The organism is Thermus sediminis (genome assembly GCF_003426945.1).
GTDB lineage: Bacteria > Deinococcota > Deinococci > Deinococcales > Thermaceae > Thermus > Thermus sediminis.
This window is the reverse complement of record NZ_QURO01000004.1, coordinates 1,317,034-1,329,874: the sequence shown is the minus strand read 5'-3', so window position 1 is coordinate 1,329,874 and position 12,841 is coordinate 1,317,034. Positions and strand designations below refer to the sequence as shown.

At 68.4% G+C, this 12,841-nt stretch carries 10 protein-coding genes and 2 pseudogenes; 4 read left to right on the top strand and 8 right to left on the bottom strand.

All coding sequences use genetic code 11. The features are described 5' to 3' along the window. Positions 1-51: 51 nt before the first annotated feature. A complete protein-coding gene (locus ATI37_RS07700; protein WP_117237842.1) occupies positions 52-1,356 on the top strand; it encodes an amidase in 1,305 nt (434 codons plus the stop codon). Here the strand turns inward: ATI37_RS07700 and ATI37_RS07695 are convergent. Continuing rightward, positions 1,349-2,539: an SLC13 family permease gene (locus tag ATI37_RS07695; RefSeq protein ID WP_117237841.1), complete on the bottom strand. Its 1,191-nt coding sequence runs from the start codon at positions 2,537-2,539 to the stop codon at positions 1,349-1,351. The genes ATI37_RS07700 and ATI37_RS07695 overlap by 8 nt on opposite strands. Next, entirely contained in the window at positions 2,517-3,128 is a 612-nt protein-coding gene (locus ATI37_RS07690) for a GNAT family N-acetyltransferase (protein WP_117237840.1), read from the bottom strand. The genes ATI37_RS07695 and ATI37_RS07690 overlap by 23 nt, the downstream gene beginning before the upstream one ends. Before the next feature lie 20 nt (positions 3,129-3,148). Here ATI37_RS07690 and ATI37_RS07685 point away from each other — a divergent pair, with 20 nt between their 5' ends. The 3 genes and pseudogenes from ATI37_RS07685 (at position 3,149) to ATI37_RS07675 (ending at position 5,917) form a co-directional block, all read left to right on the top strand. Further along, a complete protein-coding gene (locus ATI37_RS07685; RefSeq protein ID WP_117237839.1) occupies positions 3,149-4,201 on the top strand; it encodes a M28 family metallopeptidase in 1,053 nt (350 codons plus the stop codon). Between the two features lie 96 nt (positions 4,202-4,297). After that, positions 4,298-4,791, top strand: a pseudogene (locus ATI37_RS07680) (MogA/MoaB family molybdenum cofactor biosynthesis protein). Then, complete coding sequence (locus ATI37_RS07675) at positions 4,784-5,917, top strand: aminotransferase class I/II-fold pyridoxal phosphate-dependent enzyme (RefSeq protein WP_117237838.1); 1,134 nt, start codon at positions 4,784-4,786, stop codon at positions 5,915-5,917. Before ATI37_RS07680 ends, ATI37_RS07675 begins: the two are co-directional and overlap by 8 nt. On the opposite strand, the gene ATI37_RS12120 is transcribed toward ATI37_RS07675, so the two are convergent. The 6 genes and pseudogenes from ATI37_RS12120 to perR form a co-directional block, all read right to left on the bottom strand. Continuing rightward, positions 5,907-6,221 carry a hypothetical protein gene (locus ATI37_RS12120; protein WP_232822473.1) on the bottom strand — a complete coding sequence of 105 codons (315 nt, stop codon included), beginning with the start codon at positions 6,219-6,221 and terminating at the stop codon, positions 5,907-5,909. The genes ATI37_RS07675 and ATI37_RS12120 overlap by 11 nt on opposite strands. 940 nt (positions 6,222-7,161) lie before the next feature. Next, on the bottom strand, positions 7,162-7,815 hold the full coding sequence (locus tag ATI37_RS07665; protein ID WP_232822472.1) for a LamG domain-containing protein: 654 nt from the start codon (positions 7,813-7,815) through the stop codon (positions 7,162-7,164). 287 nt (positions 7,816-8,102) lie between these two features. Next, a pseudogene (locus tag ATI37_RS07660) lies at positions 8,103-9,400 on the bottom strand (S8 family serine peptidase). A 97-nt stretch (positions 9,401-9,497) separates the two neighbouring features. After that, positions 9,498-11,177 carry a tetratricopeptide repeat protein gene (locus ATI37_RS07655; RefSeq protein WP_117237835.1) on the bottom strand — a complete coding sequence of 560 codons (1,680 nt, stop codon included), beginning with the start codon at positions 11,175-11,177 and terminating at the stop codon, positions 9,498-9,500. A gap of 9 nt (positions 11,178-11,186) precedes the next feature. Continuing rightward, positions 11,187-12,431 carry a bifunctional folylpolyglutamate synthase/dihydrofolate synthase gene (locus ATI37_RS07650; protein ID WP_117237834.1) on the bottom strand — a complete coding sequence of 415 codons (1,245 nt, stop codon included), beginning with the start codon at positions 12,429-12,431 and terminating at the stop codon, positions 11,187-11,189. Then, positions 12,432-12,827, bottom strand: a complete 396-nt coding sequence (gene perR, locus ATI37_RS07645; protein ID WP_117237833.1) for a manganese-dependent transcriptional regulator PerR — start codon at positions 12,825-12,827, stop codon at positions 12,432-12,434. Positions 12,828-12,841 lie beyond the last annotated feature (14 nt).

The following is a 12,841-nucleotide window of genomic DNA, read 5'->3' as shown; positions in this document are numbered from 1 at the left end:
CAGGACGGCAGGCCCTGGAGCGGGCCGTGCGGCACGCTTTTATAATGGAGCATGGACCTGCTTGAGGCCAAGCACCTCCTGGAAACGGGCAAGACCACCCCCCTGGCCCTCCTGGAAGAGGCCCTGGAGCGGGCCAAGGCCCACGAGGACCGGAACGCCCTGGCCTACTTGGACGAGGAAGGGGCTAGGGAGGAGGCCCTTCGCCTCACGGAGGAGCTGAAAGGGGGGAGGACGCGGGGCCCCCTCCACGGCCTTCCCCTCACGGTGAAGGACCTCTTCCCGGTGAGGGGGATGCCCACCCGGGCCGGGACCCAGGCCCCCCTCCCTCCCCTTTCCGAGGAGGCCCTGGCGGTGCGCCGCCTAAAGGAAGCCGGGGCCCTCCTCTTCGCCAAGACCAACATGCACGAGATCGCCCTGGGCATCACCGGGGAGAACCCCTGGACCGGCCCAGTGCGAAACGCCATTGACCCCACCCGCCAGGCCGGGGGTTCCAGCAGCGGCAGCGCCGTGGCCGTGGCCCTGGGGATCGGCCTCGCCTCCTTGGGCTCGGACACCGGGGGGTCCATCCGCATCCCCGCCGCCTTCAACGGGGTGGTGGGCTTCAAGCCCTCCTACAGCCGGGTGGGCCTCGAGGGGGCCCTTCCCCTCTCCCGCTCCACGGACCACGGGGGGCCCCTGGCCAAGACGGTGCGGGACGCCCACCTCCTCACGGAGATCCTGGCCGGGGAGAGCATCCCCTTGGAGGGCCCCCAGAACCCCACTTTCGGCGTCCCCCTGGACTTTTTGGAGGGGCGGCTCGGCCTGGGGGTGAGGAGGGGCTTCCAGAGGCTTCTTGAGGACCTCCCGGGCCTCAGGGCCGAGGTCAAGGAGGTCTCCCTGCCCCTCAAAGGGGCCTACGAGGTCTACACCCGCCTGGTGCGCTACGAGGCGGCCCGCATCCACGAGAAGGCCCTGAAGGAGCACCCCGAGGGCTTCTCCTCCCAGGTGCGGGAGGCCCTCCTGGCGGGGCTTGCCCTCACGGAGAAGGACTACCGGGACGCCGTGGCCGAGCGGGAGGTCCTGAGGCTGGAGCTGGTGAAGGCCCTGAGAGGGGTGGACGCCCTCCTCCTCCCCACCCAGCCCCTCCCCGCCCCCCCTTTGGGCACGGAGGAGGTGGAGCTGGAGTCCGGGAAGAAGGGCCACCGGGAGGCCTTCATCATCCTGACCCTCCCCTTCAGCCTCCTGGGGGTGCCCACCCTCACCCTCCCCTTCGCCAGGGTGGAGGGGATGCCCGTGGGCCTCCAGGTGGTGGGCCCCTACGCCGAGGACGGGAGGGTGCTCGCCATCGGGGGCTGGCTCGAGGCCCGCCTTAGGTGAGCCAGAGGTAGAGGAAGGCTAGGGTGAGAAGAGTTAGGGGGAGGCCGAAGCGGAGGTGCTCCCCGAAGCCCACCCTCACCCCCTCCTTCCCCGCCCCCTCGGCCACGATGAGGTTGGCCACGCTGGCAAGCAGCGTGAGGTTCCCCGCCAGGGTGCTCCCCCCGGCGAGGAGGAGCCAAAGGGCCTCGCCCTCCACGCCTTGGGCCAGGAGGAGGACGGCGGGCACGTTGGAGAGGAGGAGGGAGAGGAGGGTGGCGGAGAGGAGGAGCCCCAAGGGGCTCTGGGCCAGGGAAAGGAGCCCCTCGGCGAGCCCCAGCCGCCTCACCCCCTCCGTCACCATGAAAAGGCCGGCGAACATCACGAGGAGCTCCCAGTCCACCCTGAGGAAAAAGCGCTCCGAGCGCAACCTCCGGGTGAAGAGGAGAACCCCCGCCGCCACCAGGGCCGCCTGGGCCATGGGGTAGCCCAGGAGGAAGGCCAAAAGGAGGGCCAGGGTCACCAGGAGCCCCTTGCGGAGGAGGGCGGGGTGGACCCTGGCCCGCACGGGGCGAAGGGGCGGGAGGGGCCTCAGGCTCCTGACCTCGGGGTAGAGGAGGGCGAGGAGGAGGACCTGGGAGGCGAGGCCAAAGAGGGCCACCGGCCAAAGCGCTCCCAGGAAGCCCAGGTAGGAGATCCCCGAGAGGCTCGCCACCAGGATGTTCTGGGGGTTGCCCGTGGGGGTCATGAGGCTTCCCGTGTTCACCGCCCCCATGAGGGCGAGGAGGTAGGGGGTGGGGTTCAGGCCGAGGAAGCGCGCAATCTGCAGGAGGAGGGGGGTGAGGAGGAGGGCCATGGTGTCGTTGAGGAAGAGGGCGGAAAGCCCCCCGGCCCCGAAGGTGAGGAGGACAAGGAGGGCCAAGGGGGTCCTGGCCAGGCGCAAGAGCCCCTGGACCGCCAGGGCGAAGAAGCCCGCGTAGGAGAGCTGAGCGTTCAGGACCATGACCCCGAAGAGGAAGACCAGAGTATGGGCGTCCAGGGCCTCCCAGGCGGCCTCGAGGTCCAGGATTCCCAGGAGGACGAGAAAGCTTGCCCCCACCAGGGCCACCCCGGCCCGGTTCATGCGGTAGCCGGGAAACCCCCCCAGGGCCAGGCCCAGGTAGGTGAGGAGGACGATGAGGAGGCTAAGGGCGGCCCAGGGGTCCATAGAGCCTGCTCTCTAGCCGGGCCTTTACCCCAGGCCATTCCTCCTTGAGGAGGCTATAGACCACGTCGTCGCGAAAGGTGCCATCGGGAAGCTTGCGGTTTCGCCTCAAGACCCCCTCCCGCACCGCCCCCAGGGCCTCCAAGGCCCTCTGGCTCCTTTCGTTCCTCAGGTCCACCTTGAACTGGACCCGCTCCGCCAGGAGGGCCTCAAAGGCTTGGCGGAGAAGAAGGTACTTGGCCTCCTTGTTGGCGGGGCTACCCCAGAAGGGCCTGAAGATCATGGTGCCCAGCTCCAGCCTGGCGTTTTCCGGGTCCGGGGCGATCACCGAGATCCTGCCCACCAGGCCGGGAAAGGGCCTCAGGGCCAGGAGGGCGGGCGTGGGGCGGATGGCCCAGTTGACCCGTCCGGGCTCGGCGAGTAGGGCCTCCAGGTGGGCCGCCAGGGCCTCCGCCGTGGCCTCCTTGGGGCCCCGGCTCAGGTAGCGGTAGACCTCGGGGTCAAACCGGGCCAGAAACTCGGGCAGGTGGGCCAGGGCAAGGGGCTCCAGGGCCACGTACCGCCCCTGGAAGGCTGGGGGGAAGGACCACATGGGGCCATTATGCTCGGGAGGTGGACGCGGTGAAAACGGTGCTGGCCCTCCTCCACCTCCCCCACCGGGGGAGCACCACCCCTATGGAGCGGCAAGCCTTCCGCCGCCTGAAGGCCTTTCTGGAGGCAAGGGGCGTGGTTTCCGAGGAGATTCCCTTCCGGGGAGTGCCCAGCTACGGGTGGGAGCTTCTGGCCATAAGCCTCCTCCTAGCCTTAAGCCCCCTTTCCCCCCTCTTCCCCCTCCTGGGAGCCTTGGGGTTTTTCCTCTACTTCCAGGGGGTGCGCCCCTGGGGCTTCCTCCTGGACCGCTACCCCTCCCAGAACCTCCTGGCCTGGAAGGGGGAAGGGGAAAGGGCCCTGGTGCTCATGGCCCACGTGGACACGGCCAAGACCTACTTCTTCTACCACCCCCAAAGGGTCAAGGGCTTCCGGCGGGCCTTTTTGCTGAACGCGGGCCTGGCCTTCCTGGCCCCCCTTCTCGCCTTCACTCCCCTGAAGTGGCCCCTAGGCCTCTACTTCCTCCTTCAGGCCGCCCTCCTCCTCCACCGGGAGCTCTTGGCCCCTTACGTGGAGGGCAGCAACGATAACGGGAGCGGGGTGGCCCTGGCCACCGCCCTCTTTCTGGAGACCAAGCCCCCTCCCGGGTGGCGCCTTAGCTTGGCCCTGACGGGGTGCGAGGAGGTGGGGGCCTTGGGGGCCAAGGCCCTCCTCCCCCACCTCCCCCCTGGCGCCCTGGTCCTCAACCTGGACAACGTGGGCCGAGGGGAGCTCTTCTTTGCGGAAGGGGAGGGGATGCTCCTTTACTTCCCCTATCGGGGGCCCCTCCTGGGGGCGGCGCGGAAGACCCCGGGGGCCAGGCCCCTCCGCTACCGCCTGGCCTACTTCGACACCCTGCCCCTCACGCAAAGGGGCTTCCCCTGCCTGACCCTAATCCGCCTCGAGGGGGGCGTCCCCCCGGACTGGCACTGGCCCACGGACACCTTCGCCCGCCTGGACGAAGAGGCCTTGGCCCAGACCCTGGCCTACGCCCGAAGCCTTCTGGAAAGGGTCTTACTGTTTCCTTCGCCCTGCTAGCTCAGAAAAGCCTTCCGAGAACCTTCTTCCGGGGCCCCCATGCTGGCGCAAGCCAGCATGGGGTGGTATTACGGGGGGCGTGATAGGCTAAGGGCAATGTTCCGCGTGGGCATCCTCACCATCTCCGACAAGGGCTACCGAGGGGAGCGGGAGGACACCACCCACCTGGCCATCCGGGAGGCCCTGAAGGGGGGGCCCTACGAGGTGGCCCTCTACGAGGTGGTCCCCGACGAACCCCCCATGATCAAGCGGGTCCTCAGGCTCTGGGCGGACCGGGAGGGGTTGGACCTCATCCTCACCAACGGGGGCACGGGCCTCGCCCCCGGGACCGCACCCCCGAGGCCACCCGGGAGGTCCTGGAGCGGGAGGCGCCCGGCCTCGCCGAGCTCATGCGCCTCAAGGGCCTGGAGAGGACCCCCATGGCCGCCCTCTCCCGGGGGGTAGCGGGGGTCAGGGGAAGGACCCTGATCCTGAACCTCCCGGGAAGCCCCAAGGGGGCCCGGGAGTCCCTGGAGGCCGTCCTCCCCGCCCTGCCCCACGCCCTCAGCCTGGTGACGGGCAAGGCCTGGCGGGAGGGGCACCATGAGTAGGGTCCCGGAGGCCTCCGTCTTCCTAGTGGTGGACGAGGCCAAGCGGAGGGCCCGGGAGCGGGGCCTTCCCCTCATCGACCTCTCCATCGGCTCCACCGACCTCCTCCCCCCCAAGGCCCCCCTGGAGGCCCTAAAGGGGGCCCTCGAGGACCCCAGCACCTACGGCTACTGCCTCAAAAGCTGCACCCTCCCCTTCCTGGAAGAGGCCTGCCGCTGGTATGAGGGAAGGTACGGGATAAGGCTGGACCCCAGGCGGGAGGCCCTGGCCCTGGTGGGAAGCCAGGAGGGCCTGGCCCACCTCCTCCTGGCCCTCACCGAGCCAGGGGATCTCCTCCTCCTCCCCGCCGTGGCCTACCCCAGCTACTTCGGGGCCGCCCGGGTGGCCTCCCTGGAAACCTTCTACATCCCCCTGCGGGAGGACGGCCTGGCGGACCTCTCCCAGGTCCCGGAGGAGGTCTGGCGAAGGGCCCGGGTCCTCCTCCTCAACTACCCCAACAACCCCACGGGGGCCGTGGCCGACTGGGGCTACTTTGAGGAGGCCCTGGCCCTGGCGGGAAGGCACGGGCTCTGGCTGGTCCACGATAACCCCTACGTGGACCAGGTCTACCAGGGGGAGGTCCCCTCCCCCCTGGCCCTCCCCAGGGGGAAGGAGCGGGTGGTGGAGCTCTTCTCCCTCTCCAAAAGCTACAACCTGGCGGGCTTCCGCCTGGGCTTCGCCCTGGGGAACGAGGAGGCCATGGCCAGGCTGGAGCGGGTGAAGGGGGTCATAGACTTCAACCAGTACGCGGGCATCCTGCGCATGGGGGTGGAGGCCCTGAGGACCCCCAGGGAGGTCCTCCGGGGCCACGCTAGGGTCTACCGGGATCGGGCCCTGGCCCTGGCCGAGGCCCTAAGGGGGGCCCTGGACCTCCTTCCCCCCAGGGCCACCATGTACCTCTGGGGGAGGCTCCCCGAGGGGGTGGACGACCTGGCGTTCGCCCTGGGCCTGGTGGAACGGGGCGTAGCCCTGGCCCCCGGGCGGGGCTTCGGGCCCGGGGGCAGGGGCTTCGTGCGCCTCGCCCTGGTGCGGCCCCTGGAGGAGCTCCTAAAGGCCGCCCAGGTCCTCCAGGAGGCTCTCACCAGGTGAAGGAAGTTTGGTAGAAGAAGGCCTCCAAGCGCACCGGCAGCATCCGGTCCAGGAAAAGGGTATAGGCCGCGTGGGTTTCCTCAGGAATGGGCCTGGCGGCAAAAAGGGTGCTCAGGGGCTTGTCACCGAAGAAGATCGTTGCATTTAGCTGAACGGATGCTCCCGAGTTGGGAAGGATACCGCTAAACCCCGAAGCGCTTTCCACGTCCACATAGTAGTTGGCGGCACTTCCCAGTGCGCCAGGGCTCACGAAGTGCCGCCAGTAGCGCACCCCTGGTTCTGCCAGGAAGAGGGCATAGCCCAAGGCGCTTAGCGATGCACTAGAGGATCCCGTAGTAGAGAAGGTAAACGTGGGTAGGCTGGTGGGGTTGTGGGTTTCGTTAACTGTAAGGAATAGGTTGGGCACCACAGGAAGGGGGAAGTTACTCCCGGAGGCTACCGCAGGGTCCATAGCATCCCTGCGGTGGATGCCACAGCAGGAGCTATGGCAGGTCCAGAACTGGAAGAGGTCACCCGGGCCCAGGTTGGTGGGGCGGGCTACAGAATGGGACCCGGGCCCCAACAGGTTGGCCAGGTCCACTGGAACCGAGGAGCGGAGAACCAAGCCCGCATAAGAAGTGATGTGGGGAGTCACGACGTTTAGGGTACCTGCAACTATGGGAAAAACATGGAAGGTACCTCCACCGGGTGGGATATTCACAAGGCCAGTCCGACCGAAGTAGTGGTTTCCTGATGAAACCCCAAAAACAGCCACTTCCCGCCCGGTTCCCGTTGGCGCAACCAAGGAGGAGTATGATGTTCCGAAAATGGAGTTGGCAACAGCCACTGTTCCCCTGGCCGAGAAGGCACTGCCAGAGCTTAGGGAAGGATTTACACCTCCATCCACAAGCGCCGTAGGGCTGGCATAGGCCGAGGGGCACCGCACCACAAGGTTAGACCCCAGCTCACTCCGCCTCAAGTCCAGGCTCACGTAGAACTGGGTGGTGCCAACGTCTGGGCAACGGAAAGCTACCTGGAAGCGGGCCCCCGAGGGGATGGGGAGGGACCAGTTGGACTGCCCCGCGGGCAGGGCAACCCAGGGATTACCCGAGCTGGGCCCGATACGCCAGGCCGCGGCCAGGGGCTGTAGGGGCTCCCCGAGGCCATCCACTAGGCTCACGTTCAGGGTCTGGGGACCGCCGCTGCAAGCGGCCAGAACCAAGAAAAGAGGGGCAAAGAGCTTCAGGCCTTTCATGGTTTCCTCCTTAAGGCGTGCTGAAGGCCGGGTTGATTTTTTCAATTTTTACCTCGTCCAGGCCGATCTCGCAGTGGAAAAGCCTGCTGGGCGGAGTGTGCAGGGCGCCAAGCCAAAGGGGAAGGGTGTTGGTGGTGCTCCCAGAAGGGGCGGTGAAGGTACCAGCCGGGTTTCCATTCACGTAGAAAACCCCGTTCCCCCCGTCTACCTTTACCGCCACCCTGGTCCAGGTACCCGTGGCGGGGGGCTGGAAGTTGGCGGTGAAGTTTGCGCTGGAGGTAAAGGTTGCTCCACCAAGCCTGAGGGCTGCCCGCACTTGCCCTGGCCCTACCCCTTCCAGGAAGAAGGTGTAACCATTCTGACTAGCAGCGTCCCACTTGTCCAGGATGGGGTAGTAAAATCCCGGCCCACACTGAACGGGAGCTACGTAGGCCTCCAGGTAGAAGCTCCCATACCCCAGGTTAAGGTCGGGAGTGGAGGGCACCTCCACGTAAGTGGCCCCGCTACCTGGGAAGTAGAGGGCCCCGTTCATCTGACCAGTAACCGAGGTGGGCCCGGTAAAGCCGGGCCAGGCCACCACAGGCCCAGGCTTGGGCATGCCGTGGTTGAAGATGGGGCTGGTCACCGTGTCCTGCACCTGGGTCGCCCCGTTCCCTTCGTTCATAGGCCAGTGGGCGATGGGGCAGGTGGGCGTGTTGCAGACCTGTTGCGGTCCCGTGCAAGCTGGAAGGACGATGACCAGAAGAACACCAAAAGCCGTCCATTTACTCATGACCTGCTCCCTTCTGAGGGGCTTAGGGCAGGTTTTGGGGGAAGGAAGTTTTGCCTTAAGCTGGCCTCAAAACTAAAGGTAGCATGAGCCTTCTTAACGGACCCTGAACGGGGGATGAACGCCCCAAGAGGGCAAAACCCCCGGGGAAAGGCTTCCCCGGGGGCTAGGGAGGGAGGGCTTCAAGGCTTCTGGGAGAGGTCCAGCATCCCCTTCCCCACCTCCTGGGGGGAGAAGGGCAAGGAACGGGCGTTCTCCTCCAGGCGCTGCTGGAGCTGGGCCGGGGTGAGAGCAGGGTCCTTCTCTAACCAAAGGGCCATGGCCCCGGCCACCAGGGGGGTGGCTAAGGAGGTGCCAGTGCAGAGGCCTTGCCCGCCCCCTGGGGTCAGGCACTCCAGGCCGGTGCCCGGGGCCGAGAGGTCCACGTAGGCCCCGCGGGTGCTGTAGGGGGCCGGGCTGAGATCCCTCTCCAGGGCCGCCACCGCTACCAGGCCCGGCAGGTCCAGGGCAGCAGGGTAGTGGGCGGGGCTTCCCTGGTTCCCCTGGTTGCCCGCGGCAGCGGCCACCGGGATGCCCTGGGAAAGGGCCGCCTCTAGGGCCAGCCTCAGGGCCTCCACTGGGGTATCGCCCCCAGGCTCAGGTTGAGGACCGTGGGGCCCTGGCGGTTTTCCACCACCCAGCACACCCCCCGCACCACCCGGCTCGCGCGGCAGACCCCCCCTTCGTCGCAGACCCGCACCAGGAGGATATCGGCCCCAGGGGCCACCTCCTTCACCAGGCCCGCGGCCCCGGTGCCGTGGCCCCCGGGGAAGGCGTCCTGGGGGATGTCGTCCTCCTCCACGAAGTCGTAGCCGGGAAGCTGGGGGATGACGGGGTCCACCCCGGTGTCCAGGACGGCCACGGCCACCCCCCTCCCAGAAAGGCCCCGCCGGTGGGCCCGGAAGGCCCCTATGGCCTCCGCTCCCCAGCGATCCAGGCTCCAGAGGCTTTCCGGGTCGGCCTTATAGCTGGGGTCCAGGCCCTCGAGCTCCTCCAGGGCGCGCCCCAGGGCCTCCCCGGTGTAGCCCAGCTCCGCTAGGGCGAAGCCGCAGGCCGCAAGGTCATCCCTCCGGAGGAGGGAGAAGCCCCGGGGCAGGGCCCCCGGGGACTGGCCCGGTGGCAGGCGTAGGAGGACCCGGTCCCGGGCCACCTGGCCCAAGACCCCCAGGGTGGCGGTGGCAGCGCCCCTGGGGGTCTGGACCTCCACCGCCCTTGGCCCTCCCGGCACCTCCGGCACCCGGAAGACCAGGGTGTTCCCCGAGGCCCGCACCACCTCGGCCTCCACGCCCCCCACCCGGACCCTGGCCCCCACCGCTCCCGCCCCAGTGAGGGTAGCCGCCACTTCCTCCCCCACCAGGGCCCTCTTGGGCGAAAGCTCCACCTGCAGGGGCCCGGGAGCGCAGGCCACAAGCAGGAGAATGATCCACAAAGCCTTTCTCACGGCTTCACCTCCGCGGGAAAGCTATGGCCGTCCAGGTCCCAAAGGCTCATGGGCATGAAGGGAGAATACGGCAAGGGTCTGAACGGAGCCTGAACGCCTAGGCTTCCCCTAGCCGTGCCCGATAACGCTGGGCCAGGGCCTGGTGCCCTGCCTCCTCCAAGACCCTTATGGCCTCCTCCAAGGCGGCCCGGTCCCCCCGGAGCTCCGCCCAGTTGGCCAGGGCTGCAGCCAGGAGAAGCCGTTCCCCAGCCTGTCGCGCCAGTTCTAGGGCCTTCTCGTAAGCCGCTTGGGCTTCCTCTTTCCTCCTTTGGCGGTGGTAGAGGGCCCCCAGGTTGTTCCAGGCCCGGCCCACGGCCTCGAGGTTCCCCACCCCCTCCGCCAGGGCCAGGGCCCTCTGGTATAGCCCTTCCGCCTCCTGGGAAAGGCCTTGGCGCTCCTTCACCACCCCTAGGTTCAGGAGGAAGCGGGCCTGAAGGAGGGGATGGCCCTCCGTAGCCTCGAGGACCTCCTGGAAGGCCTCTTCTCCCTGGCCCAGCTCGGCCAGGGCCACGGCCCGGTTGCCCAAGGCCCCCAGGTGGCGGACCCGCTCCCCAGAGAGGAGGAAGCGCACCGCTGCCCGGCTGAAGGCCTCGGCCGCCTCTTGGAAACGCCCTTCCCCCAAGAGGAGGAGGCCCAGAAGGTTCCACCCCTCCCCCTGGCTGTAAGGGTCCCCCTGGAGGGCCTTCTCCGCCTCCTCCCTGGCCCTGGTTTTCTCCCCCATACGGAAGCAGAGAACTCCTTTGAGGGCGCTTTTTCTTGGGTCCTCGGGCACCTCCTCCAACAGGGCCAAGGCCTCGGCATACCGCCCCAGGCGCTCTAGAGCCCGCGCCCTGAGGAGGAGGACCTCGGGATCTGGGGCCAGGTCCTGGAGAAGGGCCAAGGCCTCCCTGGGGTTTTCCTCCACCTCCCTGCGGGCCAGGTCCAGAAGGGCCCTTTTCCCCCGGGAAGCATCCCCCTCCTGCCAGAGGGGAAGGCTTAAGCGGTAGTAAGGGGCGGCCTCGGAGAGGGGAAGCCTCCGGGCCAGTTCCAAGGCCACCCGGCGGGCCTCGAGGGTGGGCGGGGGAAGGAAGGTGGGCTCCCCCGTGGGGGTAAGGAGTCCTCTTCGCCAGAGTATTTCCAAGGAGTCCGCGCTAACCCTTAGGACCTCACCGGCCCGGACCGGCCCTAGGAAGGCCAACCCGTAAAAGGCCAAGCGGACCTCCTCAGGGAGGGGCCTGCGTTCAGGCTCCTCCTCGGCCACCTCGGCCACCCCGGGCAGGGCGAGTACCTTCCGCAAAAGGGCCTCCCCCTCCTCCTTAAGCCCCAGGGCGAAGCGTTTCTCGGTCTCCTTGCGGTGGGCTTCGTACAGGGCCTGGGCCAAGGCCTCCCGCGTGGACCAAACCCATTCCTCCAGTTCCTCGGAAAGGTCCTCGTCCGCCCCCTCCAGAAACCGGCCCCGGTAAAGGGCCCGGGCCTCCTCCAACTGGCCTCGGCCCAGGGCCTCCTTGAGGAGGAGGGCGTCGCAGGCCACCCGGGCCTCCAGGACCTCGCCCCCAGCGACCCCCACCCCGGCCCGCTTGAGCTGGGAAAGGGCCACGGAGAGGCTGTTCTGGGGGTCCTCGGCCCGGGGCCAGAAGAGCTCTTGGAGGTAGCGGCGGGACTTGGGGCCCTCGAGGGCCAGAAAGGCCGCTAGGATGAGGGGCTTCCTCTTGCTAAAGGAAGTCCCCTCCAGCCTGAGCCCCCCAAGGGTGCGGAGCACGAGAACAGTCTACTGCCACCGCTCCTCCGGGGGGAGGCCCCTCAGGCCCCGGAGGACCTCCCCCACCAGGTAGAGGCTTCCCGCCACCACCACCCGCCCCGCAAGCCCAAAGGCCCGCTCTATGGCCCGGAGGGAGTCTTCCTCCAACCAGGCCCCGGGAAAGAGGGGAAGGAGGGCCCTCGGGTCCTGGCTTCGGGGGGAGGCGTAGCGGGTGAGGACCACGGGGCCCAGGCCCCTCAGGGCCTCGGCCATGGCGGCGTGGTCCTTCTCCCGGGAGAAGGCGAGGACAAAAGCGGCGGGGAGAAGCCCGTGGAAGCGGAGGGCCTCCCTCAGGGCAAAGGCCCCTTCGGGGTTGTGGGCCCCGTCCAGGATGAGCTCCCCTCGCCCATGGGAGAGGCGCTGGAGCCGCCCGGGGTTTTCCGCCTTGAGGAGGCCCCGTTCCACCGCCTCCCAGGAGGCCCCAAGGAGGCGGCCCGAAAGGGCCGAAAGGGCCAGGTTCTCCGCCTGGTGGGGGCCGAGGAGGCCCGTCCTCAGAGGGCGGAACTCCCCCGTCTTGGGAAGGCGCAGGGTGAAGCCAAGCCCTTTGGAAAAGGGCTTTACCCCCTCCACCTGGAAATCCTCCCCCAGGACCCAAAGGGGGGCTCCCCGGGCTTGGGCCTCCTCGCGAAGGGCCAGAAGCCCCTCCCCCCTAGCGGCGGTGAGGGCGGGGACGCCCATTCGGAAGATCCCCGCCTTCTCCCGGGCCACGTCCTTTAGGGTGGGGCCCAGGACCTCCAGGTGGTCGTGGCCGATGTTGGTGACCACGGAGAGCAGGGGCTCGGCGGCGTTGGTGGCGTCCAGCCGGCCGCCCAGGCCCACCTCCAGGACGGCGAACTCCACCCCCTCCCGGGCGAAGTGGAGGAGGGCGGTGGCGGTGGCGATCTCAAAGAAGCTCGCCCCCAGGACCTCGGCGTGGGGCCGGACCTCCTCGAGGAGGGCCTTTAGCCTCCCTTCGGGAATGGGCCTGCCGGAAACCTGGATGCGCTCGGAAAACTCCACCAGGTGGGGGCTGGTGTAAAGCCCCACCCTTAGCCCCGCCTCCTCCAGGAGGGCGGCCAGGGTCCGGGCTACGCTCCCCTTGCCGTTGGTCCCCCCCACGAGAACGGCGGGGTAGGCCTCCTCCGGGTGGCCCAGGCGGGTGAGGAGGGCCCAGATGCGCTCCAGGCCAGGGGTCACCACCTCCTGGCGGGCGTAGAGCCAGGCGAGGGGGTCCATCTATCCTTTGGGAGCCGCCTTGCACCGGGGGCAGAGGCCCCTATAGGTCACCTCCACACCCCGCACCTCCACCCCGGGGTGGGCCTTCTGGGCGGGGCCTAAGAGGTCGGGGAGGGGCACCTCCAGGTCCACGATGCCCCCGCACCCCTCGCAGACGAGGTGGAGGTGGGGATGGAGGTTGGCGTCGTACCGGGTGGCCTCCCCCGCCTTGGTGATGGGGACGAGGTAACCTTCCGCCACCAGGGCCTCGAGGGTGCGGTAGACGGTGGCCAGGCTGACCCGGGGCACGCTCTTGCGCACCTCCTGGTAGATCCAGGCGGCATCCGGGTGGTGGTGGGCCCTTTGCACCACCTGGAGGACAGCCCTACGCTGGCGGGTCAAGCGCTTCAGCGCCATCGCCCCCACTATAG